The sequence below is a fragment of the Sphingobium mellinum genome (assembly GCF_037860795.1).
Classification (GTDB): domain Bacteria; phylum Pseudomonadota; class Alphaproteobacteria; order Sphingomonadales; family Sphingomonadaceae; genus Sphingobium; species Sphingobium mellinum.
In genome coordinates, this window is the sequence record NZ_JBANRK010000008.1 from 1 (window position 1) to 26,395 (window position 26,395).

26 protein-coding genes are annotated in these 26,395 nt (G+C 64.4%); 3 read left to right on the plus strand and 23 right to left on the minus strand.

The features are described from left to right. Window positions 1-48: 48 nt before the first annotated feature. The 19 genes from AAC640_RS10585 to AAC640_RS10675 all read right to left on the minus strand — a co-directional run bounded on the left by AAC640_RS10585 (window position 49) and on the right by AAC640_RS10675 (window position 20,206). Window positions 49-1,347 carry an AAA family ATPase gene (locus AAC640_RS10585; RefSeq protein WP_340266091.1) on the minus strand — a complete coding sequence of 433 codons (1,299 nt, stop codon included), beginning with the start codon at window positions 1,345-1,347 and terminating at the stop codon, window positions 49-51. A 24-nt stretch (window positions 1,348-1,371) separates the two neighbouring features. Beyond that, window positions 1,372-2,709, minus strand: coding sequence for a hypothetical protein (locus tag AAC640_RS10590; RefSeq protein ID WP_340266092.1), 1,338 nt, complete (start codon window positions 2,707-2,709; stop codon window positions 1,372-1,374). Next, window positions 2,706-3,608 (minus strand): DNA adenine methylase, encoded by a 903-nt coding sequence (locus AAC640_RS10595; protein WP_340266093.1) that lies wholly within the window; start codon window positions 3,606-3,608, stop codon window positions 2,706-2,708. Before AAC640_RS10595 ends, AAC640_RS10590 begins: the two co-directional genes overlap by 4 nt. A 257-nt stretch (window positions 3,609-3,865) precedes the next feature. After that, complete coding sequence (locus AAC640_RS10600; protein WP_340266094.1) at window positions 3,866-5,860, minus strand: ATP-binding protein; 1,995 nt, start codon at window positions 5,858-5,860, stop codon at window positions 3,866-3,868. After that, window positions 5,853-7,250: an SIR2 family protein gene (locus AAC640_RS10605; RefSeq protein WP_340266095.1), complete on the minus strand. Its 1,398-nt coding sequence runs from the start codon at window positions 7,248-7,250 to the stop codon at window positions 5,853-5,855. Before AAC640_RS10605 ends, AAC640_RS10600 begins: the two co-directional genes overlap by 8 nt. Before the next feature lie 195 nt (window positions 7,251-7,445). Beyond that, a complete protein-coding gene (locus AAC640_RS10610) occupies window positions 7,446-9,431 on the minus strand; it encodes an ATP-binding protein (protein ID WP_340266096.1) in 1,986 nt (661 codons plus the stop codon). Window positions 9,432-9,467: 36 nt separating this feature from the next. Further along, on the minus strand, window positions 9,468-9,599 hold the full coding sequence (locus AAC640_RS10615; RefSeq protein WP_340266097.1) for a hypothetical protein: 132 nt from the start codon (window positions 9,597-9,599) through the stop codon (window positions 9,468-9,470). Window positions 9,600-9,924: 325 nt separating this feature from the next. After that, a complete protein-coding gene (locus tag AAC640_RS10620) occupies window positions 9,925-10,506 on the minus strand; it encodes a class I SAM-dependent methyltransferase (protein ID WP_340266098.1) in 582 nt (193 codons plus the stop codon). 139 nt (window positions 10,507-10,645) lie between these two features. After that, window positions 10,646-11,098 (minus strand): 3-hydroxyacyl-ACP dehydratase FabZ, encoded by a 453-nt coding sequence (gene fabZ, locus AAC640_RS10625; RefSeq protein ID WP_340266259.1) that lies wholly within the window; start codon window positions 11,096-11,098, stop codon window positions 10,646-10,648. A gap of 19 nt (window positions 11,099-11,117) precedes the next feature. Then, entirely contained in the window at window positions 11,118-11,399 is a 282-nt protein-coding gene (locus AAC640_RS10630) for a hypothetical protein (RefSeq protein ID WP_340266099.1), read from the minus strand. A gap of 25 nt (window positions 11,400-11,424) precedes the next feature. Then, the gene (locus AAC640_RS10635; RefSeq protein WP_340266100.1) at window positions 11,425-12,051 is read right to left on the minus strand and encodes an MATE family efflux transporter; all 627 of its coding nucleotides are present in this window, start codon (window positions 12,049-12,051) and stop codon (window positions 11,425-11,427) included. 74 nt (window positions 12,052-12,125) lie between these two features. Further along, window positions 12,126-12,863 carry an MATE family efflux transporter gene (locus AAC640_RS10640; RefSeq protein ID WP_340266101.1) on the minus strand — a complete coding sequence of 246 codons (738 nt, stop codon included), beginning with the start codon at window positions 12,861-12,863 and terminating at the stop codon, window positions 12,126-12,128. 23 nt (window positions 12,864-12,886) lie between these two features. After that, on the minus strand, window positions 12,887-13,690 hold the full coding sequence (locus AAC640_RS10645; RefSeq protein WP_340266102.1) for an oxidoreductase: 804 nt from the start codon (window positions 13,688-13,690) through the stop codon (window positions 12,887-12,889). Window positions 13,691-13,751: 61 nt separating this feature from the next. Continuing rightward, window positions 13,752-14,654: an NmrA family NAD(P)-binding protein gene (locus tag AAC640_RS10650; protein ID WP_340266103.1), complete on the minus strand. Its 903-nt coding sequence runs from the start codon at window positions 14,652-14,654 to the stop codon at window positions 13,752-13,754. Next, window positions 14,651-15,010, minus strand: a complete 360-nt coding sequence (locus AAC640_RS10655) for a winged helix-turn-helix transcriptional regulator (protein ID WP_340266104.1) — start codon at window positions 15,008-15,010, stop codon at window positions 14,651-14,653. Before AAC640_RS10655 ends, AAC640_RS10650 begins: the two co-directional genes overlap by 4 nt. After that, window positions 15,007-15,213 (minus strand): hypothetical protein, encoded by a 207-nt coding sequence (locus AAC640_RS10660; protein ID WP_340266105.1) that lies wholly within the window; start codon window positions 15,211-15,213, stop codon window positions 15,007-15,009. The genes AAC640_RS10655 and AAC640_RS10660 overlap by 4 nt, the downstream gene beginning before the upstream one ends. Before the next feature lie 28 nt (window positions 15,214-15,241). Next, window positions 15,242-18,427 carry an efflux RND transporter permease subunit gene (locus tag AAC640_RS10665; protein WP_340266106.1) on the minus strand — a complete coding sequence of 1,062 codons (3,186 nt, stop codon included), beginning with the start codon at window positions 18,425-18,427 and terminating at the stop codon, window positions 15,242-15,244. Next, window positions 18,424-19,539: an efflux RND transporter periplasmic adaptor subunit gene (locus tag AAC640_RS10670; RefSeq protein WP_340266107.1), complete on the minus strand. Its 1,116-nt coding sequence runs from the start codon at window positions 19,537-19,539 to the stop codon at window positions 18,424-18,426. Before AAC640_RS10670 ends, AAC640_RS10665 begins: the two co-directional genes overlap by 4 nt. A gap of 52 nt (window positions 19,540-19,591) precedes the next feature. Next, complete coding sequence (locus tag AAC640_RS10675; RefSeq protein WP_340266108.1) at window positions 19,592-20,206, minus strand: TetR/AcrR family transcriptional regulator; 615 nt, start codon at window positions 20,204-20,206, stop codon at window positions 19,592-19,594. A 90-nt stretch (window positions 20,207-20,296) separates the two neighbouring features. Between AAC640_RS10675 and AAC640_RS10680 the strand changes: the two genes are divergently transcribed. From AAC640_RS10680 to AAC640_RS10690, 3 genes are all read left to right on the plus strand, one after another. Beyond that, the gene (locus AAC640_RS10680) at window positions 20,297-21,748 is read left to right on the plus strand and encodes an efflux transporter outer membrane subunit (RefSeq protein ID WP_340266109.1); all 1,452 of its coding nucleotides are present in this window, start codon (window positions 20,297-20,299) and stop codon (window positions 21,746-21,748) included. A 240-nt stretch (window positions 21,749-21,988) separates the two neighbouring features. After that, window positions 21,989-22,912, plus strand: coding sequence for a LysR family transcriptional regulator (locus AAC640_RS10685; protein WP_340266110.1), 924 nt, complete (start codon window positions 21,989-21,991; stop codon window positions 22,910-22,912). Window positions 22,913-22,931: 19 nt separating this feature from the next. Continuing rightward, on the plus strand, window positions 22,932-23,240 hold the full coding sequence (locus AAC640_RS10690) for a hypothetical protein (protein WP_340266111.1): 309 nt from the start codon (window positions 22,932-22,934) through the stop codon (window positions 23,238-23,240). Window positions 23,241-23,255: 15 nt separating this feature from the next. Here the strand turns inward: AAC640_RS10690 and AAC640_RS10695 are convergent, their stop codons facing one another. From AAC640_RS10695 to trbF, 4 genes are read right to left on the minus strand one after another with little or no spacing between them, the layout of a single operon-like run. Then, on the minus strand, window positions 23,256-23,480 hold the full coding sequence (locus tag AAC640_RS10695; RefSeq protein WP_340266112.1) for a DUF2274 domain-containing protein: 225 nt from the start codon (window positions 23,478-23,480) through the stop codon (window positions 23,256-23,258). Then, a complete protein-coding gene (locus tag AAC640_RS10700; protein WP_340266260.1) occupies window positions 23,477-24,682 on the minus strand; it encodes a TraB/TrbI/VirB10 family type IV secretion system protein in 1,206 nt (401 codons plus the stop codon). Before AAC640_RS10700 ends, AAC640_RS10695 begins: the two co-directional genes overlap by 4 nt. Window positions 24,683-24,696: 14 nt before the next feature. Then, entirely contained in the window at window positions 24,697-25,713 is a 1,017-nt protein-coding gene (trbG, locus tag AAC640_RS10705) for a P-type conjugative transfer protein TrbG (protein ID WP_340266113.1), read from the minus strand. Then, window positions 25,710-26,393, minus strand: coding sequence for a conjugal transfer protein TrbF (gene trbF / locus AAC640_RS10710; RefSeq protein ID WP_340266114.1), 684 nt, complete (start codon window positions 26,391-26,393; stop codon window positions 25,710-25,712). Before trbF ends, trbG begins: the two co-directional genes overlap by 4 nt. Window positions 26,394-26,395 lie beyond the last annotated feature (2 nt).

Sequence of the window (26,395 nt, forward strand, 5' to 3'; positions counted from 1 at the left end):
GTGTCGCAACCCTCTGGAATCATACCGGAGCTCGATCGTCCACCGTCATTACGCCGCCGTTTCGAGACAGCCTCTAAGCTCTTCGGCCGCCGCCTCTTCGCTCGCTTGAGCGGCGGCGAATTCGTCGCTGATCCGCGCGCGGCTATTCAGGATCGTGGCAAGGTCGTCGCGGATGCGGGCGATCTCGCGATCAAGGCGCTGCAGTTGGGTAATGGCGCCCGAATCGGCGCCTGATCGATCGAGAATACTGTCGCACAAGGGACAATCGCCATTGTCGAGGGAGGTTTGGACCTTTGCTGCGACATGGACGGTCCCGCAGAGCGCGCAGCGGTCCTCCGACAAGGTGGCGCGGACGATGGGATGGTGGTCGACCGAGGAGGATTGCTGCAGCCGGCTTGAGAATAGGCGCCGATATTCGAGCTGCGTCTCAGTGAGCGAGGCGCTGAGGTCGGTCCACTTGAGGTCTGCGTCGCGCAGCTCGCCCTGCTTGCGCCGCATGCGCTGCTCCGCCTCGGCCTGCCGGGCGACGAGCGCGTCATGCTGGGCCTGAAGCTCAGCGCCCGTTGTGTGGTCATCGGTTTCCGCACCCTTGAGCAGGTCGGCGAGTTGCTTGATGCGATCGGCGACGTGCCGGGCGGAAAAGCGGACGTTGCGGCCGCGCGAGCTTTCCCGGTCCATGTCGCGCTGGAGCTTGTCAGCTGCCTTGGCCGCGACGGGATCGGCGCCGAAGGCGAGATACAGTGCGTTGGTGAGCGCGGCGTCGTCCCACATCAGCAAATGCCGACCTTCATCAAAGGTGGCGACGAAATGCATGAGGAAAACAAACTGGGCGAAATCCTCAAGACCAGTCAGCGCAAGTACCTTGGCATGATAAAGGTCTGTCAGATCACTACCGTCCTCGTCGCTCGATTGGCGAACCTCGGTCGCGCCGGAGGCCAAGTCGCCGATCGAGAGGCGTGTGATGCCGGCGTTGCCGAACAAATCGCGGGTGACGCTCACGGTGGTCGTCGGCCACGCGAGATCGACGGTGACGCTCGCGATCGGGCGGGCATGCTCGCTAATGCGGCCGCTGAAATAGTCGTCGGCCCGATCGGCACGCCCGGCGTTGCGGAGATAGTCTTGGGCCGACTGGAACTTGCGGCTGGGATCGGGGATCGCGCCGGTGATCGCGAAATTGATGGTGTTCAGGAAAGTGGACTTGCCGAGGCCATTGGCGCCGATGAGGCAGAACACCGGACGTTCGATATCGGCGCTGGCGTTCGGCTCGTTGGAGTAGAGGTCGAAGTTCGCTAGCGCGACCCGGGCGATCGTCGGCAGGGAGATCTTATGGTCGGCAATTTCAGGCACCCGGCATCTCCCCCCAACTCCACGTTACGCGCGCTCAAATACCAGGCAGTGTTCGGACAACTCGAATCCCCCTCCATGTTGCGAGCTATTGCGCATTGATCGGATAGCGCCGCTCTCGGTCAGGCGAAAGCCCAGAGGACGCACGCACTCGACGAGAATGGAGGCAACATCGACATGGATGCCGCCATATTGGCTGTCGCCGATGGCCACGACCGCGTGCCGGCCCGGCGCGAGGATCCGGCGCAGCTGCATGAAAATCATGGCGAGATCGTCGAAATAGAAGCCGATCATCTCGGGAATATGGGGATTCCACAAATCGCTCCTAGCGCGGCGCAGCGCATCAAGCGTTTCGTCGAGCGCCGCAGAGGCCACGATACGCTGCGTCTCGCGCCATTTCATCTGCACATGCGACCGCAGCGTCTGATGGCGCAGCGTGCGATTGTCTGGGCCGGACTGCAGATATCCGAGCATCCACAGTTCGAGATTGTAGACGTCGGTGTAGTCAAATGAGTTGGGGTATGGCGGCGAGAAGACCGCCACGTCCGCATGATCGACGCCCGCCAGTGCGCTCCGGGCATCGCCGCGATGGACGACATGGCGGCCCCGGCGCGGCCCGGAATAGGAGGTGAGGTCGGCGGCGGCCATATCGATCGCATCGTCAAGGCTGGCGATGAGATCGGCGGCCGAGCGACGCCGCGTTTCCCAGCCGCGGCGGTAGCGCCGCCCTTTGCCGTTGATGGTGACGTTGCTGTTGGGGACGAGCACTGACCCCAGAAGCACCCTGAGCAGGCGTGCCTCGTCCATCGGCAGGTCGGCCGATGCCCGCACAATCGCGCGGATCGTCGCATAGACGTCGGCGGCGAAGACGAAGCGGCCCTTCACACCAGGCTCGGCCAACGTCGGCGGCATGCCCGCGATTGGGAGACCGTCGCTTGCCTCGATTTCAAGGTCCGACAGCAGGCGATCATAGGCCGCGCAGAAGTTGGCGGCCGGCACAGGGGTCAGCTTGGCCTCGATAAGATCGGCCAGGAATGGATTGACCTCGACGACATCGGAAGAGATGCCGAGCATGCGGCAGGTCACGGCGGTCGTGCCGCTGCCACCGAATGGATCGAGACATCGATCGACTTTGTACGGCAGCGCACCCAGCGTGTCGGCAACGAATTTGGGCGAAAAGGCTTCTTTGAAGTGAAACCAGCGCTGGAAAGGAATGTTTGCCACCCCCTGGTTCGAAGAGGTCGGCGCGGCTTCGGCATAGCATTCAAGCCAGTTGGCGACGTCACCTAACGCGACTTGGCGGCGCGCCAGGCGCTGCGAGGTGCGAACCGTCTCTGCAAGTGGGGCGCGCCAGAACTCAGTCATACCGCCGCTTCGCGTTTGCGGCCGGCGATCAGGTGCTGGGCGAAGTCAGGCTCAATGTCTGACGATTGGATGAGCGCGGCGAGCACCGCGCGGCGTTCTAGGTCCGGCAACTGGGCGAGTTTGTGCACCCATCGGCTGGTCTTGCGACGGATGCGTTCGCGTTCGCGAAAGCTGCCGCCAATCGGCGCATAGTCGTGGAGATCTGGGGAGAATTCGAAGTTCGCCCATATCCGCTCGCGGCGGAGCCCGGCATGGCTGACATTGACGAGTTCCTTAACCTCCCATCCGCGAAGCGCCTGCTCGTAGAGCGGAGAAGGATAACCTGAGATCATGACCCGGCAGCGCAGTTGCAGAACCGCGTCGAGGAGCTTGCAATGGTCCTCGTCACTATATTCGTGCCGGTAGTAACGGCGGTTCTTCTTGGTTGCCGCGACATAGGGGGGGTCTAAATATACGAGTTCGCGGCCGTCGAAGGCGTAGCCCGAGAGAAACGCTAGCGCGTCGGCATGGTGCAGCACAAGGCCAGGAACGTCCCAGACGCTCGCCGCACGGATAACGTCTTCATCAACGTCGATGCCAACGCTGACCCGGGCGGGGCGCTTGTTGCGCATGATCGCGCCGCCGCCGAGGTGGGTTTCGATATAAGTGTCGTGCGGCGGCATCAAGGACACGATGTCCTGCCAGAGCCGCCCTTTTCCGCCTGCATATCCCATGCACTGACCATCGCCATTTCTGACGATGCAGTCAAGCGCGATGATCGGTTTGAGATAAATAAATGTGTTCGTGAGGATCGCACTGAACTTGCGCTCGCCAACGGCTGTACTTAGTGCAACTTCGACATTGTGAACGCCAAGAGCGGCTTTCTGCACATGGCGATAGTCTACGGCCTTCAACATCACCGACCATGCCGGAGTAGCCTCTGCGGCTTATGGGTAGAAAGCGGCGGCAATCGGCGGTGTGTGGCGGGCCACGCCCGATGAGGATGAGCACTATACCTACGCTGTGGCACTATGATTGCGCCACCGCGAAGCGTCTTTCTCCGCCAATTGCCGCCGTAGCGGGTAGCAGCCTGTTCGTCCGGGTCGGCCCCTTCTTGGTGTCCTGGAATGAGCCGCCACACAATGCCGATGAGCGGCGCTGGCGGACACCCGCCTCGTCAGGCACCCCAAGCATCGATGATCTGCGACAGCGGGAACGGATTCTGTTCCTTGCGCCACTCATGATAGGGCGCGGCCGTCTGACTATAAGGACCGGGTTGAGGCCGGTCGAATTGAACCCGCGTCGGAATATGGAAGGCGCTACCGAATACGATTGCCTCGCCTGACGACAGGATAGTCACCTGATCGAGCAGCCGTCGTGCCTGCATCGGGATGATGCGCCGAAAATGATCGATGTCGTCAGGGTTTTGCAGGCGGTGGCTGATGAAGTTGGCGCACTGGCTGATGATGGTCTGACTGATCTCGCTCGGCCGCTGGCTGGCGATGATGAGTGACAGGCCGAATTTGCGCCCCTCTTTGGCGATGCGCTCGTATGTCAGCCGCGCTAGGCGATGACCGCGATCCTCGTCTGACCGGGCCGGGCGGGCATAATTGTGCGCCTCTTCTAGAACAAGCACCCACGGATGCTTATAGCGCGAGGCTGCGGGCAGGCGCTCACGCGCCTCCAGCAACACCCGCCCGATCACCGCGCAAGCATAGGGGAGAACCTCGTTGCTCAACATCGACAGGTCGAGCACCGATACTTTCGGTCCCGTTGCAGCACCAAGCCCGAAGCGTGCGAACCATGAGGACAGCTTCTCGATCTTCGTATCGGTCTCCTCATAGTTGAGGAAGGCGCGCCATCGCTTGTCGTCGAGGCGGGTCTTCAGCCGCAGCTTCAACGTCGTCAGATGGGCATCGACGCGAAACGTATCCTCCTTGGAAACGGCGCGATTGATGAGCGAGGGGTCGGTCAGCGTTGCACGCGCGATAGGCAACGGAGAGTCAGCAGTGCGCGCGCCGGCCTCCGCCGTGCCGCTACCACCGACAATCTTGGCGCGAATCGCGTCTTTCAGCTTCTCCGCCTCCGCCGCTATGGCGGCCTGATTGTTCATGACCTCGGTGTTGAAATCGCTGGCTGACCGATGAGCGGTAAACAGGCCGGCGAACGGGTCTGTATCAATGTCAGTATCGGCGAGGTGGCCTATCACGGCATCGCAATAAGAGCCGGCTGCCTTCTTCTTGATTTTCGTCAGTTCGCTCAAGAGCTGGTCGAGCGCGCTCATGCCATTCTGAAGAGCTCCCATACTGGCGGCGGCAGTCGCGCTGCCGCCCTTGGCAATCGCCCACCAGTCCTTCAGCACGGGCTCTTGCGTCTGTTCCGACGCGCTCAGCCACGCACAGATTTCCTCCGCGTTCAGAAACCAGAGCGGAAGGCCGAACTCGTTTCCATTGAGGTAGATGCGATCCGGCAAGCGTTGCGCCGCTTCGGCCGTCGGGAAGGCTTTGGCGTATTCGCCATTGATGTCCAGGATGAAGACGTGCGGCTCCTCGGCCGCGCCATCGAGCGCAGCCATCGCCTTCTGGATCAGGCTCGACACCGAGAAGGATTTGCCCGAGCCGGTATTGCCCACGATCGCCAGCGGCCGCGAGAACAGGTCGTTATAGGAAGCCCGCACGACGTTGCGGTCCTGGCCGCTCGGGAATCCGATTTTCAGATCGCAATCAAAATCCTTCGCGTCGTAGCCCTCCGGCTTGTTGCGGCGAGGCGGTATCTCGAACACCGCACGAAGGATGTCGGGCGATCCGATTTCCGCTGGCGTGTCGAGCGTCGGCAGCACGGAGATACCCGGACTGAAGGCGGGCTCTTCGTCCTTGTGCTCGATCGTTCCGAGCAACTGGACGCTGGCGACCCGGCGCGGCTTCATCAGTTCGAGACTGAGATCGTCGCCGCTGCCGGGGTCGAAGGTCTCACGAGCCTCCAGATCGGTGATGATGCCGATCACGGTCTCGCCGGCGCCGAGCGAGAAGGTCAGATAGGCGTTGATCGCGATGGCCGCTTGCACGCCGTCCAGCGTCGCGCGCAACGCCGACCGAGTTTCGGGCAGCAGTTCCACCTTCACCCGGAAGCCTTGCACCGAGACGATATGGCCGACGAGGCGGGGGTTATCCATCCGCGCTCTCCGTGTCCGCGACGGCTGACGTCGCGGAGGAAGCGATCTGCTTTTCGAAGCGGCGCAAGCGCAGGAAATCGTCGAGCCACTGCACATCGGGCATCACCGTTCGAGCGAAGTCGTCGAAGGTCGCGTGCTTAAACGGCGTTGCAGCGAAGGTATCCGTCGCGGGACAGAGGACGAAAGCGCGCTTGCCGAGATCCTTGTATCGCCGAATGCGCGCGATCACCGGACTATTCGGATTGGGTTCGACCACAAGCATCACCAGCGAAGGATTCATCAGCGCGTTCTCGATGATGCGGCTGACATGATCGTCGCCAAAGCCATAGCCCAGCACGAGAAGGAAGGTTTGGGGGATGCCAAGCCGCACCTGAAAAGACCGGAACAGGTGCGCGTAGGGCATCGCGAGCGTCTGAGCGAATTTGTTGGCAGTCGGCAGAATTCCGACCGAGGGGGTGCCTCCAGCCAAAGCCGGAAGCACCCCGGCTTTCTGCTCAGATGTCAGGCTAGCGTATGTCTGGAACGGCATCAGGTCGGGATGTCGCGCGCGCATTTCATGGCCGTGCTCGAACCAGTGGATTGAGCCGTGAAGCTTGTAAAAATGGAGGAACTTGTCGAAGCGTCGGACGCGGCCCTCCGCCACCTCGCCCGGATAGTAGATGTCCAATCCATAAACGGAAGGATCGAACCGGGCGGAGGCGCGGCCTGTGAACCCGTCGAAATACTGGACTCCTAGAAGCTCCAATGCCTGCTCGAAGAGCGTGTCGTAATTGAGCGTGAAGAGATGAGTGCGTCCGAGATTGCTATCTCGCGCCACAAGCTTGGACAGAAACGCAAGATGCGGCGCGATCTTGTCGGCGGACGTGACCAGCCCGGTATCGGGTAGTGAGAGCGCGCACTCGGCGAAGATCGCCATGCGAAGCCGATCGACGAACCAACGCAGATCGGCAACGCTGGGCTCGGGCGTGCTCGGCCAGGTCACGGCGGAAAATGGCCCGCCAGGCGACTCTGCGACGACCAGAGCGTTGGCGACGAACGAAAGCCATGCCTCGAAACCGATAGGCTCATCGTCGTCGAAGGCGGCAAGAAGGACAGCGTTTTTACGGGCTTCGATGATTGGAGTAACTGAGGCTGGAATGTCGGGCAGCGCCTCGATCGTGCCGAATACGGCCGTTTCGAGATTGGCCATCGTCTTGCCGCCGGCGGAAACAGACGTGCCCGATCCCGTCAGAACGACGAGATTCTCCATTCGTAACCATTCGGATATTAGGGCTTGAAGGCGGACACGCCCCTGCTTCTGATCGAGGCCCGCTAATAGATCCCCGACGCCGCCGTCTTCGGCGAGGCCGATGAGCTGATATTCGATAGGTGCCGACGGCACGGTCGTCATAATATTCCCCCAGTCAGTCCCCCCGATCGTGACTGGCTCTAGCCGAATACTTCTGAGCCTGCACCATGCATATCCATCACGAGCCTTTAAACGATACCTGATAGGGGCGGTGATTTGCTATTCCCGAGCTGATGCCGGGCACAGTTCTTGATAACGATCTTCCATCGACGCACGTCGTCACGGAGCCCTTGAGTACTAAGAATGTAGGCCTAAGCCGCCTTGGCGGGGGGCTGGCTCAGCGACGAAGGTATCCGCGTCGAGACCGGCATCACGAAGAAATGGCGCTTCGGCCAGACGGGCGTAGAGATTAAGCATTCTTGTCTCGGCGCGCTTGATGAATGTCTCGTAGGCCATCGGGATGATCTTCGTGCGGCCTTCCTCGCGGACGCCTTCGCGCGGCGTTAGCTGTGATCCTAAGACGAAACAGGTGACGCGCGTGGCATCGTCGATCAGGCCACGGGTCTGCAATTCCACGACATATTTCCACGCCTGATTCTTCTGGTCCATGCCGATTGGGATTCCCGGCCGTTTCAGTTCGACCACGACCAGATGCGCGACGCCGATTACCTCATGCTGATCGTCGAACGCGGGACGCGCGAACAGGCCGACGCTGCCGTCGGGAAGGATCACGAAGTCAGGCCGATTGAGACTACCTTGGGCGGTGCCGCCGAGCAGCCGCTTGATGACTTCCGACATGCCGCGATTGGAGGTGAATTCGATGCTTTCGAATTCCGGACCGAACACCCACAAGCTACGCTCAATAAGTGGCTGCAACTCCCGAACCTCATCGGCGCGCTCGTCGCGGAGTTTATCGTGCAGTTCGCGGATCAGCTTTAACCTGTTCTGGATTTCATCTAGCGCCAACTTGGCCGTAGCGACGCTCCAGTCTGCGAGAATGTTGTCGAGCTGGTCCAGTTCACCCGGCTTGAGCCCATGCAGTCGCGCGAGCAAGCTATATTGCGAAGAAGACGCTTCAAGATTGGCAAGAACGCCGGCGACTTGATCGATCTGGTCGGGCGAGATGCCGGGACAGGTATCGATGACCTGATCGACAAACCTATTCCACCGCTCGCGCGCGCTCGGGGCGATTTGGACGACCGTCGACGCATAGCGCTCGCGAACCGCCTCCTTGGTTTCCGAGCGCCGCTCGGCGCTGAAAGCAGCGATTTCCTCGCGAATTTTGTCTTGTACAGCGACCTGGGTCTTTTTCCAGGTTTCGTTACCTTGCTGGAACCCCGACCAGTCAGGCAAAATCGCGTCGGTATCCGCTAGGAAGTCAGCGAAGACGATGAAAGTGAAGCGCTTGGCCTCACTGGAACGGCCATCAAGCACACGTTCGTAGTCGGTCCCGCGCCAGCCGCAATCGCCCACCAGCCGGTTGTTAACGTGCCAAGCGATTCCGTGCTGGCGGGTCGTGCGATCGGCGCGCTGCGAGTCGATCATCAGAATCTTTGCTCTGCCGATCTCTGGGATGTCGACGAAGCTCTTCCGCAGGAAATCCCGAGGAATGTCGTCGAAGCTGACGGCTTGACCGTCGACAGATACCTCAAAGTTCGGATCGGTAAGAAAGCGAGTACCGAGCACTTCACGCACATCGGCGGCACTGAGCCGGAGTCGGGTCGGCTCTACAGCGCTGACTTCAACACCGTGGCTGGTTCCCGCCTCGCGCTTGATGATCTGCCAGTCGAAGGGCCGATGGCCGCCTCGCGAAACGCGATAAGTGATTTTCTCCCCGGCCGCTTCGACGGTGATGTCATAGGGATTGGAGAACGCGAAACCGCCATGCCGGCCGCGCCCATTGCGTCCATAGATGCGGCGCGGTGCCAGCTCGGCGAGGTCCGCGGGCGGGGAAACATACTCACCTTCGGCCTTCACCCGGTTATAGTCGAACACGCCCCAACGCTGCTCGAATTGCGCGGCGGTCATGCCGCGGCCATTATCTTTGATCGAGAACTTCCGGGAGCCGTCGTTGGTGGGCCAGATTATATCGACCTTCGTCGCGTAGGCATCCCAAGCATTAGCAACAAGTTCGACTAGCGCGACAGAAAGGTCCGAAATGATTGGGCCAGCATGGCGATCAAGAAATCGCGGATCGAATGCCAAATATGGTTGCTCAGACGCCATAGCTTCCCCCCGATAGACCTTCTTAGCGACCGATTGTGCCAGCGCATCAAAATTCAACAGTTGGGCATCCGGGTGAGGGGCGAGCCAAGTCGATCACGATGCTGAACTGTAGCCCATCACCTCGCCCGGTGACGGCAGGCGTAGCCATTGCGGCGTCTGGATGGGCAAGGCGGCGGAAGGCGGCCAGCGGCGGTATGGCAGGCCACGCCCGATGAAGATGGGCATTATTCCTACGCCGTAGCGCTACGATAGCAACTGGCTGCTGCCGACCACGTATCGCCGTTCCCCTTTGGTGACGTGAACGGCCCTCCGAGCGTCTCGACCCTCCGGACAGCCGCTCCACATTGCCTTTAGTCGATGACGACGGCTTCTTTAAGCCGCCCCTTAACGATAGCGAACCGTTCCGTTTCCCATCTCCGATGCGCTATTTCGGGAAAACTCAATCGGGAACAGGGTTTGGGAAACCCTCTCCTGTCATCCTCGCGCCTACGCGCGCTGACACGGGGCATCTCGCAAGACGTTCGTTTGTGGGATGGCCTGCTGTGGCGCGTCAAATAGGTTTGACCGCCTCGTAGTAGTTGTTCCCGCCTTCGTCGGATCGGCAGTCGTCCAATCGCAGCCCAACGCTAGTAAGGTGCGCCGCATATGCATCCGCCCCCAGCGACATTGATGCACGGCCCGTTAGCGTATCATTCCAACGGCAGACCTCGCGTGGGGCGCTGAACAGAAACCGCCCGCCGGATTCCAGCACATTAGCAACGCTAGTGAGAAGTTTCCTCTGGTCGTCCTCGCCAAGCAGAAAGATAAGCCCGATCGAGATCGCACCGACAAAGTTTCTGCCAAAGAAGGAGCTGTCCTGAGCCGGTTCGCAGACGGCGGGCATGTCGGGGAAGTTAAGCCGGTAAGCGGAAATCAACGAAGGCGATGCATCGACGCCCCATACTGAAAAACCGTCATTCACCAGTGATTGGGCGATCGGCACGCCGGAGCCGCACCCTATGTCCAAGATTACAGCCGACCGGGGCATGCGGTCTTTCGCCCAAGATCGAACCAATTTTGCGCCGACCTGCGAGCGAATGGCCATAAACTGGTCGGCGACTGCCTCCCACCCAGCGGATTGGTCTGTCGTCATCCTTCACCTCGCAATAGCCGCTCTTCTAGCGGCCCATACAACAGCGCGCACCATTCCCGTTTCGGCATCCCATTGGGAAAGCCCGGCCCATCTTGATCGCCGTTCGCTTGTGGGAAAGCGCGTAGCTAGGCGCGAAGCATCAAGACAGCGGATCGGCGATCATCGCGGTGAAGTCGACCTCGCACGTCACCTTGCCGGCGACGCTGGCGACGCCCCGCAGCTTGCTGATGCGCGCGCGCTGCTGAAGGAAGCTGGCCTTCAGGTCGAGCAGGACACCCGGCTCCACGGGCGCGCGGAACTTCGCGTGCTCGATGGACAGGAAATAGACCAGCTTGCGGCTGCCGCTGACACCGAGCGTTTCCACTGCGAGGATACCTGCAGCCTGCGCCAGCGCCTCGATCTGCAAGAGGCCAGGCATGGTCGGGCGGCCGTGAAAATGCCCCCGGAAGAAGCCCTCGTTCATGCTGACGGCCTTGACCGCGTGAATGGCCCCGCCCGGCACGAGCGTCTCGACGCGATCGACCAGCAGCATCGGATAACGGTGCGGCAAGGCCGCGAGGATTTGCGCGATGCTGCGCGCGCCGGTGTTTATGCCGCGCCCTTGCGGGCTGTCACTTTCGGCCGGTGATTGCACGCACGATCGCCGCCTGCGGATCGCCGGCGATATCGGCGCGCCCCGATGGCGCGGGATAGGCGATGTTGCGGCCGGTGATCCGGTCGACGATCTCGGACTGGGGATCGATAGGCGCGCGGTCCTCGGCCGACACATAGCGAGCAACGGGCGCCTGACGCGATGCGCCAGTGATCGCGTCGATCGCAACCTGCTGGATGTCGCGCACCGGCGCCGCCGGCGCGCCCGCGCCGATCATGCTGGTGAGAAAGAGGATGACCATGATGTTCTCCTTGATGATGATGGTTTCAAGGTTGCCCGCTGCCGAGCGCGGGGCCGCCGACGCGAGGGCGCGGCCAGATATGCCCGCGCCAGGCGGCCCACAGGCAGATGGCGGCAGCCGCCACCTGACCGAGCGCGACGATCAGCGAGAGGGTGTGAAGATCAGCGCCCCACTGCGCGACCGCAAGCCACCCGATGCCGGCGGCGACCGCGAGGCGCACGGTCCCGGCAAAGGTGGTCCATCCGGGACGACCCGACCCCTGCGAGACGAAGCTGAGCACGAACGCCGCCGCCATCGCCGGATAAGACAGGCCCGCGACATGGAGATAGACCGCACCGTCCTGCAGCACGCCGGGATCGCGGCTGAAGATGCCGAGCCAGAGCGTCGGATGCACCGACACGATCAGGCCCACGCATCCGGTGAAGCCAGCCCCCAGGATCGTGCCCATCGCCGCGATGCGCTTCGCGCGATCGATCCGGCTCGCGCCGATGCAGGTTCCGATCATGGTCAGCATCGCGCTCCCCAGGCCGAACAGCACGGGTATGAACAGATAATCGAGCCGGGCGCCGATGCCGTAGCCGCCGATCGCGGCCTCGCCGAAGCGGCCGACCGTGCCGGTGACGATGATGACGGCAAGGTTGATCTGGATCACGCCGACGGAAGAGATCAGCCCGACCCCGAGCACGTCGCGGAAGAGTGCGCTGCGCAGCGGGTTGATGGTCAGCGTCAGTCCGGCGCGCCCCGTGAGCAGATAGCGCAGCAGGATGAGACTGGCGGCGCTGTAGTAGATCGTGACGGCAAGGCCCGCGCCCGCAATCCCCAGGCCCTGCAGCGAGCCACGCCGAAGATCAGCAGCGGCGACAAGGGCACGAGGATGACGACGCCCATGAGGGAGACGAGCGCGGGCGTCTTGACGTTGCCAGCGCCGCGCAGCGCGGCCGAGCAAAGGTTCACCACCCAGATCGGAACAGCGCTCAGGGACAGCCAGCGCGAATAGGTGATGGCCTGCGCGAGCGCGCCACCACGTGCACCAAGCCCCTCGAACAGCCACGGCCCCCACAACCAGATCGCGGCCATGAACAGGAGGCCCATGACGATGCCGAGCATGGTCGCGTGCAGCACATGATCGTCGGCGTCGACGTGGCGGTCGGCTCCGATCGCGCGCGCCACAGCGGAGGCAACCCCGCCGCCAATCCCTCCGGCCGACATCATCGTCATCAGCATCCAGACCGGGAAGACGACCGAGACGCCCACCAGCGCGTCGGTGCCAAGCCTGGAGACATAGTAGGTCTCGATAATGCCGACGAGCGTTTGGGCCACGAGCACCGCGATCGTCGGCAGGGCCAGACGCAGCAGGATCCTGAGCACGGGCCCATCGAGAATGGCGTGGCGGATCGCCGCCTTGCGATCATCCAGGGCGGTCGCCGGCCTGTCCTGTCCTGGCCCCTGTGCAGCGATGCTCATCTCGCAATCCCTTTGATCGCGTCTTAGGCCTTGAGGCCGAAGGTTTTGCGGATGCCCTTGTCGACCGGGGCGGCAGGCGCGAAGCGGCGCAGGATGCTGAGCAGCTTGGCGCCGCGATCGGCCGGATGGCGCATCTGGTATTTGCCCTCGATCGCGGCGACGATCCGCGCCGCGACCGCCGCCGGCGCGGTGCCGCCGGCGACCTGCTTCTTGACCGCATCGACGGTGTCCAGGAATGCCCCGGTATAGGCCGGGATATGCTCCTTCGACTGCCAGGCATTGGTGTCGAGGCTCGTGCTGGTGAAGTTGGGTTCTACCAGCATGACGCGCACGCCGAACCCGCGCACTTCGTGATCGAGCGATTCCGACAGGCCCTCCAGCGCGAACTTGCTGCTGGCATAGAGGCCCATGAACGGCGCGGGGAGGAAGCCGAGCACCGAACTCACATTGACGATCAGGCTTGCGCGCTGCGCCCGCATGACGGGCAGCACGGCGCGCATGACCCGCAGCGCGCCAAACAGGTTGGTGTCGAACAGCGCCTGGGCCTCGCTGTCGCTTGCCGCCTCGACCGGACCGACCAGCGACACACCGGCATTGTTGATGACGATATCGATGCGCCCGGCCTTCTGGAACACATGGGCGACGGCTTCGCGCACCTGGGCGTCATTGCAGACATCCATCGCGACCAGCTCGATGCCGGGAACGGGGCGCACCTTGTCGGGGTTGCGCGCGCCGCCGAAGACGCGGTAGCCCCCCTCGGCCAGGGCCTTGGCGGTCGCTGCACCGATCCCTGAGGATACGCCGGTAATCAGCACGGTCTTTTGCATGGCTATCTCCTGTTCGAGGCCAGTGGATGAGGATATTGGAGCAGTAAGGTCGCGTTCGCGTTCAGGCCTGCGCGCGATAGGCCTGCATATGCCGCAGCACGAATGCCTCGACGCCCATCGGCGGTTTGCCGGTGATGGTTTCGACGTCGCTGGTCATGCGATCGTAGCGATTTTCCTGAATGAGAAGCGCCATCGTGCTAAGATGAGCAAGGACATGCTGGGTCAGCATACCGCTGGCTTCGAGCGCTTCGCGCCAAGGCTCAAATGGCACATCGACATAGGTGATTGTCTCACCCAGGCCCCTGGAGAACGCCGCGGCAATATCGTTCATGTCGTGCGAGCGGGCGCCGGTCAGTTCATAGACCTTGCCGATATGCTCATCGGGCGCCTGCAGGATCGCGGCGATCGCCCTGGCGACGTCCTCGCTCGCGATCGGCGAGATTTTGCCATGTCCGAAGGGCAAGCGGATTTGCCTATGATCGCGGACCGATTGCATCGACAGGCGCAGAAAGAACGTATCGAGAAAAGCCGTCGGGCGAACATGGACGAGCGGGAGCCCCGACCAGTTCAGTGCCTGTTCCGCCAGCCAATGCAGCTTCTGTTGCGGGCTGTCGGTGCTCGCCGTCACACTCATCTGCGACACGGTCATCTGCGATATATTGACGAATGCACGGACCCTGTGATGGCGGGCGACCGCGGCGATGTTGACAGCCGCCTCGAGATAGGTCGGCGAGACGCTCATACCGAAGTAGATATGGTCGCACCCTTCGATCGCGCGATGCGCTGCATGCAGATCGAGAAGATCGCCCACGACTATCTCGGCGCCTCGATCGGCAAGTTGGTTCGAGCGGTCGCCGATCGCCCGAACCATCCCCCTGACCTTGAGACCCCGTTCCAGCAGAATGTTGCACACGGCGTAGCCGATGGTGCCCGCGGCGCCTGTGACCAGAACCGGTTTCGTCATTTCATGCTCCTTTGGGGTTGCCCCTTGTCCAGCGGCTCAGTTTCGCCGTGCAGGCGCGTGGCCCATCGTGCGATCGCCAGCAGGATCGGACGGGCGGCCTCGCCGATATCGGTCAGGGCATAGACCTGGCAGTCGGCGGGCGGCGGCAGCGTCGTCCTGCCGAGGATGCCCGCTTCTTCGAGATCGCGCAGCCGCCCCGCGAGGATGTTCGCCGACACCCCCGGAATGGCCGTCCGCAGCCCGGAGAACCGTGCCGGCCCGCCTCCAAGCACGCGGAGGATAGGCAGGGTCCATTTGGCGGACAGAATATCCTCGGCGATCAGGAGCGGGTCGTCGGTCTCGGCGCGGCGCCTCATGTCTGGGTGGGCCGGTGCGCAGGCCGGTCCTGCGCCGTCGGCGCTCCGGGCAATCCCGCCTCGATCCGCCTGACGCGCTCCTCAAGGCCCGCGATCCAGCGGCGCTGCTCCTCAACCGGATCATAGTCTGCCGCCCAGGCCAGCGCCTCGACATAGCGTTTCGTGCCGGACCACAGGCCGCGCAGCCATTCTCCTAATGCCATGGACCATCTCCTGATCGATTGGACGTGCTCATGTCGGGCGCTCCTGCGGCGCGGCGTCGTGCGTCGGGCCATCGGCAGGACCATGGGCGAGAGCGGGGGTCGCGGCGCGATCGTCGCCGGACGGGGGCGTGATGCGATACCAGAGCGCATAGAGGGCGGGCAGGAACAGCAGGGTGAGGACGGTCCCGCCCAATGTGCCGCCGATGAGGGTCACCGCCATCGAGCCCCAGAACACCGAGCTGATGAGCGGCACGAACGCCAGCACGGCGGCCAGCGCGGTCAGGATGACGGGCCGCGAGCGCTGCACCGTCGCCTCGACCACCGCATCGAACGGCGTGAGGCCCGCACGCTCATTGTCATGGATCTGGCCCATCAGGATCAGCGTGTTGCGCATGAGGATGCCGGCGAGCGCGATGAGACCCAGGATCGCGTTGAACCCGAAGGGCTGGCCCGTCAGCAGCAGGGTCGGCACGACCCCGACCAGGCCAAGCGGTGCGGTCAGCAGCACGATCCACATCGCCGAGAGGCTGCGCACCTGAAGGATGATGACGATCATCATCAGCACGAACATGATCGGGAAGACCGGCGCGAGCGCCGCATTGGCCTTGCCCGCTTCCTCGATCGAACCGGCCATGTCGATATGATAGCCGGCGGGCAGATCCTTGATGATTGGCTGCAGCTTCTTCATCATCGCGGTCGAGACGTCAGGGGGCTGGAGCCCGTCGGCGATGTCGCCGCGCACGGTGATGGTCGGCACACGGTCGCGGCGCTGGAGGATCGGATCCTCCATGCGGACCTCCATGCGACCGATCTGGCTGACCGGCACGTGCTGACCCTGGGCGCCGGTGAGCGTGTAATCGCCGATCCGCGCCGGGTCGAGGCGATCGGTTCCCGATGAACGGACCACGACATTGACGGTGCGGATGTCCTCGCGGGCCTGGCTGACGGTGACGCCGGTCAGAAGGAACTGGAGCTGCTGGGCGACATCGCTCGACGTGAGACCGATGGCACGCAGGCGATCCTGATCGAGCACGAAGTGCAAGGCGGGCGCCCGATCGCCCCAGTCGCTGTTGACGGTGCGCATCATGGGATCGGCTTGCAACACGTCCTGCACCTTCGCCGCGATCGTGCGGACGGTGGCAAGGTCGGGACCGCCGACGCGGAACGCCACCGGGAACGGCGAATAAGGGCCGAACACGAGCTGGGTCGCGCGGACCCGGGCCGCAGGGGCAAGACCATTCGCCGCGGCCTGCCGCAGCCGGACCTTCAGCGCATCGCGTGCTTCTTCGTCGGGCGTGCGCACGATGATCTTGGCGAAGGAGGGATCGGGCAGTTCGGGCGAGAGCGACATGAAGAAGCGCGGGGCGCCCTGTCCAATATAGGTGGTGACGACCTTGGCTTCGGGTTGCTTGCGCAGCCATGTCTCGACTTCCTGCGCGGCGCTGGCGGTTTGCGCGATCGCGGTGCCCTTGGGCATCTGCACCTCGACCAGCACTTCGGGCCGGTCGGACGCGGGGAAGAACTGCTTCTTGACGATGGGCATGCCGGCGCCCGCGACGAGGAAAGCGCCGAGCGTTGCGAGCGCGACCAGCTTCTTGCGTCGCACCGCCCAACTGATGACCCCGCGGACCTTCTGGTAGCGCGGCGTCTCGTAGATCGCGGCGTGGCCGCCCTCGACCGGCTTGATCTTGGGCAGGAGCTTCACGCCCATATAGGGGGTGAAAATGACCGCCACGAACCATGAGGCGATCAGCGCGAAGCCGACGACCCAGAAGATGTTGCCGGCATATTCGCCGGCGGTCGACTGCGCGAACCCGACCGGCATCAGGCCGATTACCGTCAGCAGCGTGCCCGCGAGCATCGGCGCTGCCGTATGGCTCCACGCATAGGCCGATGCCTTGATGCGGTCATAGCCTTCCTCCATCTTCACCACCATCATCTCGATGGCGATGATCGCGTCGTCGACGAGGAGACCGAGCGCGAGAATGAGCGCACCGAGCGTGATGCGGTCTAGCACGCGGCCCGTCGCCCACATGATGACCAGCACGACCGCGAGCGTCAGCGGCACGGCGGCGGCTACGACGATGCCGACGCGCCATCCCAGACTGATGAGGCTGACGATCATGACGATCGCGAGCGCCTCGAGGAAGGTGTGCATGAACTGGTCGACGGCCTCGGAGATGTTCACCGCCTGATCGGTGACGGGCGTCAGGCTCATGCCGACGGGCAGCTCGGCGGTGATCTTGCCAATCTCCGCCTTGAGCGACTTGCCGAGATCGAGGCCGTTCCAGCCCTCGCGCATGACGACGCCGAGCAGGATGGTCGGCTCGCCCTCGCTGCGGATCAGGAAGGTCGCCGGATCCTCATAGCCGCGCTCCACCTTGGCGATGTCGGAGAGGCGTAGCGTGCGGCCGTTCGAGACGATCGGCACGTCGCGCACCTTGGAGAGATCGTCGAACGCGCCGTCGAGACGCACCACCGTCTGCTGGCCCTTGGTCTCGATCGCGCCGGCAGGCGTGATGAGGTTCTGGCTGGCGAGCGCAGCGAAGATGTCGCGCGGAGAGACGCCGAGCGTCGCGAGCCGATCCTGTGCGAATTCGACATAGATGCGCTGTGGCCGTTCGCCGATGATGTTGATCTTGTTGACGCCGGGGACGTGCAGCAGGCGCTGGCGCAGGCTCTCGGCCTCGCGCGCGAGCAGGCGCTGCGGCTCGCCCTTAGCCTTGAGCGCGTAGAGGGCGAAGGTCACATCGCCATATTCATCGTTGATGAAGGGACCGACGACGCCCTGGGGAAGGTTCCTGACTTCGTCGCCCAGCTTCTTGCGCGCCTGATAGAATTGCTCCTGCACCTCGCGCGGCGGCGTCTTGTCGATCAGCGTCAGCGTTGTGAAGGCAAGCCCCGGACGCGTGAAGGTCTCGCTGCGATCATACCAGCGCAGCTCCTGCAGCCGCTTTTCCAGCGGCTCGGCGACCTGATCCTGCATCTCCTGCGCGGTGGCGCCGGGCCAAGCCGTGACCACAGTCATCACCTTGATGGTGAAGCTCGGATCCTCGGCGCGCCCAAGGCTGAGGAACGAGAAGATGCCCGCGCCGACGATGGCGATCAGGAAAAAGAGAGTGACGGCTTTTTCGCGGACCGCGAGCGCGGAGAGGTTGAATCCGCGCTTCTCGGATACGCCCGCAGCGGCGGCCTCGGGGCCATGATCGCTCATCGGGTCGCTCCCGCGACAGGGGCGGCGATGCGCACGGCCTGACCCTGGTGGAGCATATGCGCGCCCATCGCCACGAAGCGCTCGCCGGGCTTGAGGCCCGACGTGATGGTGGCGGTCTCTTCGCCGAGTGCGGAGATGCGGACCGGACGCCATGCAATCGTTGCGGGCTTGCCGTCGCGGATCACCCAGACCCCCGGACCCTTGCCGGCATCGCGGATGGCGCCGAGCGGCACCACGGTCTGAGCCATCTCTCCGGGCTGCGACAGCGCGATGGTGACGGTCGAACCGAGCGGCGCGCGCATGGGCGCGCCGTCGAGCACATAGCGCGCCTCGAAGGTGCGCGTCGCGGGATCGGCGGCATTGGAGAGCTGGCGCAGCCGCGCCGTGCCCGTTGCCCCGTCAAAGGTGCGCGCGCGGGCGGCCGAGCCGATCGCGGGACGCACCGTCTCGGGGAGCTGGACCAGCGCCTCGCGCGGACCGGAGCGGGCGAGCCGCACGACGATCTGACCGGCGGCGACCACCTGGCCGGGTTCGGCCAGCGTCTCGACGATAATGCCGTCGGCATCGGCCAGCAGCACGCTGTAATTGGCTTCGTTGCGCGACACGCGGGCCTGCGCCTCGGCCGCCGCGAGTTGGGCGCGCGCGGAATCCGCCGCCGCCTTGGCCTGATCGTAGGCCGACGCCGAGACGGCGCCGGCACCGACCAGATCGCGCAAACGCTTCTCGTCGGCTGCCGTCTGCACGGCGCGGGCACGGGCCGCCTGCACGCTTTCCTGCGAGGCGCGGGTGGTGAGCGCAAGATCGGTCTGGTCGATCCGCATCAGCGGCTGTCCGCGTCGCACCGGCTGCCCTGCATCGACGAGGCGTTCGATGACCTTGCCGCCAACGCGGAAGCCAAGATCGCTCTGCACCCGCGCCGCGACCACGCCGGTGAATTCGCGGGTCGCCTCGCCGGCCTGCGAGGTCGAGCTCACGCGCACCAGCGGGGGCTCGGTGCGCGGATCCTTGTCCGACTTGCCACAGCCGGCGAGCGCGAGCGCCAGCAGCACCGGCGCGATGAGAGTTTGGCGATAGCGATTCGTCACGCGGCGATCCTCCATGAGGAGGTCCATTTGTATCCGTGTGACTATTGTGTCAAGTGGTCACTGGTCCAGATCAATGAGCTTATGGTGCGAGACTGCGCAGGATCAGGCCGCACACTTCGATCTGCGCATCGGGGAGCAGGTCGAGATTGCGGTCGAGATGGAGCGGGTCGATGAACGGCATCATCGTGTAGAAGATGGCGCGACAGGTTTCGTCGATCGGCGTCTTGCGCTCGAACTCGCCATTCTCGCGGCCCTGCTTGACGATCTCCGTCAGCATGGCGTTGAGCGTTGCGAAATAGGCCTCAGTCGAACTCCAGCGCTCGGCCGCCGACAGTGCCGCGATCTCGTAGATCTTGCGATCGTCGAAGAAGAGCTGGACGCTCAGCTCGGTCAATGTCCTGAACATGCGGCGCAGACGATCCGTGGCGCTGCCGCCCTCGTCGATAGCCCGGCGCGCCTCGATGGTAAGGCGGTCCAGTCGCTCGCTACAGATGGCCTCGCCGATCGCCTGCTTCGACTCGAAAAAACGGTAGATATAGGCCTTGGAAAAACCGATCTCCTTGGCCAAGTCGGAGACCGTTGTCTTGCCATAGCCGTAGCGCGCGAAGCACTGATGCGCGGCGGCGATGATCTGGTCTCGCACGGCATGTTCGGCGGGCCCGCGTGCGGGTGCATCAGGGGGACTGGTTGTCATCGCCCGATCTTAGAGCTTGCGGTCGAGATTGACAACGGGTGACTACGCCGCATATTGGTCACACCGATCTGTGTTCCTGTTGAGGGTGTGATGCGGCCCAAATCTTTGATCCTGTTAGCCGCCAGCGGCTCGCTCTTGCTCGCCGGCTGCGCCGTGGGGCCGCGCTATGTGCGCCCTGAAACCACAGCGCCCACCACCTTCCAGGGGGCGCCGGCGGTCGAGGGGCGGGCCACGGCGGCGGCAACGGTCGATCTGGTAAACTGGTGGCGCTCATTCAACGATCCGTTGCTCACCAGTCTGGTCGAGCGGGGCCTTGCCCAGAATCTCGATCTTCAGCAGGCCGCCGCCCGCGTCATGCAGGCGCGCGCGGCACTCAAGGGCGCGAACGCCGCGCTGCTGCCGTCCGGTCAGGTAAGTGGGCAGGCGGGCGAAGTCTATCAGTCGCTCGAAACCCCGATCGGACGGATCGGCAGCGCCTTCCCGCAGTTCGAGCGCTCGACCGAGACCTATGATCTGAGCCTTGGCGCGAGTTGGGAGATCGACCTGTTCGGCGGCCGCGACGCCGCCCGTGATGCCGCCCGCGCCGACTGGCAGGCCTCGCAGGCGGGCGCGACAGCGGCACGGCTGTCGGTCGCGGCGCAAGTCGCCGACACCTATGTCGCGATCCGGATGCTGCAGGCGCGCCTCGATGTCGCGCGCGCGCAGCTCGATACCCAGCAGAAGCTCGTCGACCTCATTGGCCTGCAATATAGCAAAGGCGTAGCGGCCGAGCTGCAGCTTCGGCAGGCCGAAGGCGCGCTGTTCCAGGTGTGCGCCGCCGTTCCGGCGCTGCAGAACGAACTCGACATGGCGATGAATGCGCTCGACGTGATGCTTGGCCTGCAACCCGGCTCCACGCGCGTCGAGCTCGCGGTCCTTGCCCCGATACCGCTTGCCCCCGCGGTCTCGGCGGCGGGCGGGCCGGCCGCGCTGCTGCGTCGTCGGCCCGACATCATCGCGGCCGAGCGTACGCTGGCCGCCTCCAACGCCCGCATCGGCGTCGCCGTCTCGGAATATTATCCGAAGATCTCGCTGAGCGGCTTGCTCGGTACGGCGACGACGGCGGCGGGCGGACTGTTCACTGGAAATGCGACGCAAGCCAACGGCATATTGGGGCTGCGCTGGCGGCTGTTCGATTTCGGCCGGGTGGACGCGGAGATCAAGGCGGCCAAGGGCCGCAATGTCGAAGCGCTTGCCGCCTATCGTCTGACGGTGCTGCGCGCCTCGCAAGATGTCGAGGACGCATTCTCGACCCTCGTCCAACAGGAGGCACGGTCGGCGGCCCTGGCGCAGGGCGAAACCTCTCTGACTCGCGCGCGCAATGCGTCGTTCGCCGCCTACAAGGGCGGCTATGCGAGCCTCATCGAAGTGCTCGATGCGGACCGCCGCCTGTTCGAGACGCGCGATGGAGCCATCCAGGCGCGCGCCGCCGCCGCGCGTGGTGCGATCGCCTCGTTCCGGGCGCTCGGAGGAGGCTGGAACCCGCAAGGCGACACCGGTTGATATTCGGAATGCGCTTGTTTGCCATGCTGCACATGGCGAGGTTTTCTGGCTGCGGCGACCATCTTTACGGTGGCAACCCGCGTCTTTGTACTCGACTTCCGGGACAAAACTGGATCCGAGCGAGCACCGATCATCCGCACGAGGCAATGCAATTTCGCGAAAACCGGGGGCCGTCTGATCGCAGGCGCTCATGTGGCTGAAGGAAGCATTAGCGCAAACTGAGGGCTCGGTGATTACGGTATGACCTTTTATATCCGACAGCTTCGCTACGCCATCGCGGCTGCCGATCACGGTAGCTTCTATCGTGCGGCCCGCGCGCTAGATGTTGAGCAATCGACGCTAAGTCGCGCCATCCAAAAGTTGGAGCGTTCGATCGGGATGCGAATCTTCGAGCGCTCTCGCGCCGGCGTCACAATGACGCTGGCCGGCACCACGTTTATTCGCGGCGCAAAGCCAATGGTAGCGACGGCGGACAAGCTTGTGACGATGATGCAAGCGGCAGGTCAGGGCCGCGCTGGGGGCCTATTGCTTGGACACAACAGCCCGGTCTCCGCAGGCAATCTCCGGGCGACGCTTATGAACTGGCACGAGGCACATCCCGATGTCGAAGTGGAATGCGTCGAGGCTGATCGTAGCGTTCTCCTCGCCGGACTTGATACGGGCGAGATCGACATCGCGATCCTGATGGGAACGCCAAGCCATGACGGATTTCGCTGCGAGCCGCTTTGGAGCGAACGAATGCTTGTCGCACTGCCGGCGTCGCATCCGCTCGCGGAAAGGGACGTCGTTCACTGGACGGACCTTCGGAGCGAGCATTTCATGCTGCCAGCAGCCGACCCCGGACCGGAAATCCGCGACATGCTCCTCGGCAGACTGGCGATAGCAGGCGGCAAGCCGGACATCCGAATGTTTCAGGCCAGCCGCGAAACCGTCCTCAGCTTCCTAGGCGCCAGCTCCGGCGTGAGCATCGTGTGCGAGGGATCGACCGGCGCGATTTATCCTGATGTCATCTATCGGCCAATTCACGGCGAACAAGGGCCAGCGCTGACCGAATATTCGGGTTGCTGGCGCGATGACAACGGCAATCCGGCGCTGCATCGCCTCCTCGGGTTCATCAAGACACGCTATGCGCTGTCCTTTTGTTTCTCACAGAGATTCCAATAATATCTTGGAGTTGATCGGCATGACGCAAGGCAAGACTATCATCATCGTGCTCGTCACTTTGGTCATCGGCTTCACGGGCGGATTCGTCTTGCGGCCCGTTATTTCGCCGATCCAGCCAGCCGATGTCGTAGCTGTCGCTTCGCCGGCGCCCGCGGCGCCTGCCGAGGCGCGCGGCACGCAGTATTTCGTCGCTCACATCGACGAGGCGCGTCAGGTGGTGGCCGGGTGTCGTGACGGCTCGGTGCGTGGCGGCGAATGCGCCACCGCCGAGGAAGCGATTATCAAAGTCGATGCCGAGGAGCGCCGGAGGAAGTTCCTCGGCAACTGAACGGCGCGACTGCGATCAGCCTTTCGCGCCCCGCCGCCCGCGCGAGAATCCCCGGTCGCTCGCCATGAATCGGGCAAGCATCGGGGCGACCAGCTTTTCCGGCGTCACCGCTTCGCCGCCCGTTTCGGTCGCCAGGGCGGCGGCATAGGCGGCGAGATCGCGGTGCACGGCGGCGGGCAGCTCCACCGTCAGCTTGACGGGCCGGTCGTCGGTGAGTGGCCCGAGCTTCAACTTGGTCATCGCGTTTCTCCGATGGGTTCGAGCACAAGATCGCGCGTGATGACCACGCGCAGCGGGTGCCCTGGCCGGATGGTGAGCGTCGGCTGCACATTGAGCTGCCGCCGCACGATCTGCTGGCCGGTCTGATTGATGGTGTCCTGCGAGCCGCGCCGCAGCGCGCGGGTCAGGTCGTCCTCGCTGTCCGCGCCCAGCTCGGCGCCGACGCCGAGTAGCGTGGAGACGGCCGCCCCCCTGAGCAGGTTGCCCCAGTGCTGGTTCACGCGGTCCTGTAGCCCCGCGAAGCCCGCGCCATCGGTGCCGGGCTGGCGCTCAAGAACGATCGAGCGGCCGTCCGGCATGATAAGCCGATCCCAGGCGAGCAGAACACGGGTCTGCCCGGCGGCGATCTGGCTGTCATATCCACCGATCAGCCTCGCGCCCTGCGGAATGAGAAGGATGCGGCCGGTGGGGCTGTCATAGACGTTCTGCGTGACCTGCGCGGTGATCTGGCCGGGAAGGTCGGACCGGATGCCGGTGATGAGCGCGGCAGGAATGATGCTGCCGGCCTGTACGATGTTGGGCGACGCGGGCGCGGCCAGTCGCTCCACGCTCACCGTGCGTTGGCTCGATGCCTGCGCCATGAAGGCACGCTTCGCCGCCTGATCGCCCTGAGCCGCGCTCGCCTGCTGCGGCTGCGGCGCGGCTTGGTCAGGCAAGACGAGCGACGGAGCCGGCGTCGCTCCGTTGCTGCCCGCGTTCCCACCGAGGAATACGCCGCTAATGCGGGCGGCGTCGCGTTCCTGCTGGGCGCGTTGGCGAGCCGCCTCTGCGGCCTGGGCATGGGGATCGAGTTGGCCCGGCTGCGCGCCGACCGGCGGTACCGGCACGTTCTCGCCGCGCTGCTGGGCGGACACGATCGGCCGGCCGAGATCGCCTGGAAGCGGCGGGCCGAGACGCGGCGCCTGCGCATAGTCTCGCGGCCCCGACGTGATCGTCTCGGCCGTGGCGCGGTTCTCGGTGTTGTAAAGTTCTTCCGCCTGCCGCTCGCCGGCCGGTTTGAGGGCGTAGATCAGCGAGCCGCCGATGGCGAGCCCGGCGACGACGCCCATGACGGTCAGCGCCTTGCGCGACAGCCGCATCACGCGCGGCGGGTCGCCCCTAAGCTGGAATGGCGTCGGATCGGCGAGCGCCGGCTGCGGTGCTGCCGGCTCGGCGGCAGGCATATCGGTGCGATCGTTCACGGCCGCCGCTCCCGCCCATCGTTGCGCGCGATGCGGACGCGCTGCTCGCTGCGCCGGTCGCCCAGGTGCAACTCTGCGGCGGCGAACAGGCGATCGACCACCATGTAGCGGCCTTGCACCCGGTAATTCACCAGCTCGGCGTCGCCGGCCGCGCCGGTCACGAACAGCGGCGGCATCTCGCCCTGCGAGATCCCGGCAGGAAACTCGATGAAGACCTGTCGGCCATCGTCGAACGCGCGGACCGGACGCCACGGCGCGCGGTCGCCGTCGATCCGATAGCGGAAATTGAGCGCGGACACGTCCACGCCGCTCGCTGCGGGTGCGGCGGATGCCGCCGCCGCATTGGCGCTGCGTAGCGCGATGAGCTGGTCGTGCGGGTAGGTCCAGGATACCGACGCCATGTAGGTCGAAGGCGTCGCGCGCAGTTCCAAGTGATAGGTGCGCCGATCGGTGTTGATGACGAGGTTGGTGGCGATGTCGGGCCGCGTGGGCTTCGCGAGGATATGCACGCGCGCGGTCGGGCCGCTACCGCTGATCGTGTCGCCGATAATCCAGCGCACAGTATCCCCGGCCGCGACCGGCCCCGGCCCAACGAGCTGCTCGCCTTCCTGCAAGGCAATGTCCGTCACTTGTCCGGGCGCGGTATAGACCTGATAGAGCGCACCATCGGTCCACGGATATTGCTGGATGGCGTTGAGGAACCCGTCGCGCACCGGCTGCACTCGGGCGGCGGCATTGGCGGCGCCGACGCGGCGGCGCGGATCGGCAGGCTCGGGCGGCGATCCGGATTCGCCGACCGGCTTCAACTGGCCGGGCAGCGGCAGCGGCTCGGGGATCGTCACCACCTCGACCGCGCGCGGCGCTTCGGGCGCGGGCGTCGCTGCGATCTCGCGTGACCGATCGTCGTAGGCGATGGTGGGCGGCCGGGCGGACGTGGTGGCGCAGCCGGCGAGCGCGGCGACGGAGGCGATCAGCGCCGCCGATGCAACGCGGGGAAACGGTGGGCGCGTCATTGCGACAGCTCCTTTGACCAGTTGAGGGCATTGACGAAGACGCCGAGCGGGTTCTTGCGCAGCGCGTCGGGCGTTCGCGGCGGCTGCACGACGACGGTGAGGATCGCGGACCAGCGTTCGGTGGCGGCAAGGCTGCCGTCCTGATAGCGGCGCTCGGTCCAGGCGACCCGGAAGCTGTCCGGCGACGCGCGGATCACGCTGGACACGTCCACCGCGACCTGCACCTTGCCGACCTGGGTGAACGGGTCGTTGGCGCGGGCGTAATCGTTGAGCGCCAGCGCGCCCTTGTCCGTGGTGAAGTCATAGGCGCGGAGCCAGTTCTGGCGGACGATGACCGGATCGGCCGGAATGCTGCGCACCTGCTCGATGAACCGCGCCAGGTGGAACGCCACCTGCGGATCGGTCGGACGGTAGCCGGCGTCGGCCGGCGCGACCGCCTGCGCTTCGCCGAGCCGATCGACCTGCACCACCCACGGCACGATATGACCGCGCGCGGACTGCCAGATCAGCCCGCCGGCCAGGCCCCCCGAAAGAGCGAGCGAGCCGAAGAAGGCGAGCCGCCAGTTCTTCGCCTGCACGCGGGCCGAGCCGATGCGGTCGTCCCATGCTTGGGCGGCGCGCTGGTAGGGTGTCGTGGGTTCGGGCGTCTGCCCATAGCGGATGGTGGGGCGTCGGAACATGG

What these genes read in the sequence shown, in the direction of transcription:
- AAC640_RS10590 (WP_340266092.1), bottom strand. Translation starts at nt 2,709, where the DNA reads ATGACTGAGTTCTGGCGCGCCCCACTTGCAGAGACGGTTCGCACCTCG.
- AAC640_RS10600 (WP_340266094.1), bottom strand. Translation starts at nt 5,860, where the DNA reads ATGGATAACCCCCGCCTCGTCGGCCATATCGTCTCGGTGCAAGGCTTC.
- AAC640_RS10605 (WP_340266095.1), bottom strand. Translation starts at nt 7,250, where the DNA reads ATGACGACCGTGCCGTCGGCACCTATCGAATATCAGCTCATCGGCCTC.
- AAC640_RS10615 (WP_340266097.1), bottom strand. Translation starts at nt 9,599, where the DNA reads ATGCCCATCTTCATCGGGCGTGGCCTGCCATACCGCCGCTGGCCGCCT.
- AAC640_RS10620 (WP_340266098.1), bottom strand. Translation starts at nt 10,506, where the DNA reads ATGACGACAGACCAATCCGCTGGGTGGGAGGCAGTCGCCGACCAGTTT.
- AAC640_RS10630 (WP_340266099.1), bottom strand. Translation starts at nt 11,399, where the DNA reads ATGGTCATCCTCTTTCTCACCAGCATGATCGGCGCGGGCGCGCCGGCG.
- AAC640_RS10640 (WP_340266101.1), bottom strand. Translation starts at nt 12,863, where the DNA reads ATGAGCATCGCTGCACAGGGGCCAGGACAGGACAGGCCGGCGACCGCC.
- AAC640_RS10645 (WP_340266102.1), bottom strand. Translation starts at nt 13,690, where the DNA reads ATGCAAAAGACCGTGCTGATTACCGGCGTATCCTCAGGGATCGGTGCA.
- AAC640_RS10650 (WP_340266103.1), bottom strand. Translation starts at nt 14,654, where the DNA reads ATGACGAAACCGGTTCTGGTCACAGGCGCCGCGGGCACCATCGGCTAC.
- AAC640_RS10655 (WP_340266104.1), bottom strand. Translation starts at nt 15,010, where the DNA reads ATGAGGCGCCGCGCCGAGACCGACGACCCGCTCCTGATCGCCGAGGAT.
- AAC640_RS10660 (WP_340266105.1), bottom strand. Translation starts at nt 15,213, where the DNA reads ATGGCATTAGGAGAATGGCTGCGCGGCCTGTGGTCCGGCACGAAACGC.
- AAC640_RS10665 (WP_340266106.1), bottom strand. Translation starts at nt 18,427, where the DNA reads ATGAGCGATCATGGCCCCGAGGCCGCCGCTGCGGGCGTATCCGAGAAG.
- AAC640_RS10670 (WP_340266107.1), bottom strand. Translation starts at nt 19,539, where the DNA reads ATGGACCTCCTCATGGAGGATCGCCGCGTGACGAATCGCTATCGCCAA.
- AAC640_RS10675 (WP_340266108.1), bottom strand. Translation starts at nt 20,206, where the DNA reads ATGACAACCAGTCCCCCTGATGCACCCGCACGCGGGCCCGCCGAACAT.
- AAC640_RS10680 (WP_340266109.1), top strand. Translation starts at nt 20,297, where the DNA reads ATGCGGCCCAAATCTTTGATCCTGTTAGCCGCCAGCGGCTCGCTCTTG.
- AAC640_RS10685 (WP_340266110.1), top strand. Translation starts at nt 21,989, where the DNA reads ATGACCTTTTATATCCGACAGCTTCGCTACGCCATCGCGGCTGCCGAT.
- AAC640_RS10690 (WP_340266111.1), top strand. Translation starts at nt 22,932, where the DNA reads ATGACGCAAGGCAAGACTATCATCATCGTGCTCGTCACTTTGGTCATC.
- AAC640_RS10695 (WP_340266112.1), bottom strand. Translation starts at nt 23,480, where the DNA reads ATGACCAAGTTGAAGCTCGGGCCACTCACCGACGACCGGCCCGTCAAG.
- AAC640_RS10700 (WP_340266260.1), bottom strand. Translation starts at nt 24,682, where the DNA reads ATGCCTGCCGCCGAGCCGGCAGCACCGCAGCCGGCGCTCGCCGATCCG.
- trbG (WP_340266113.1), bottom strand. Translation starts at nt 25,713, where the DNA reads ATGACGCGCCCACCGTTTCCCCGCGTTGCATCGGCGGCGCTGATCGCC.
- trbF (WP_340266114.1), bottom strand. Translation starts at nt 26,393, where the DNA reads ATGTTCCGACGCCCCACCATCCGCTATGGGCAGACGCCCGAACCCACG.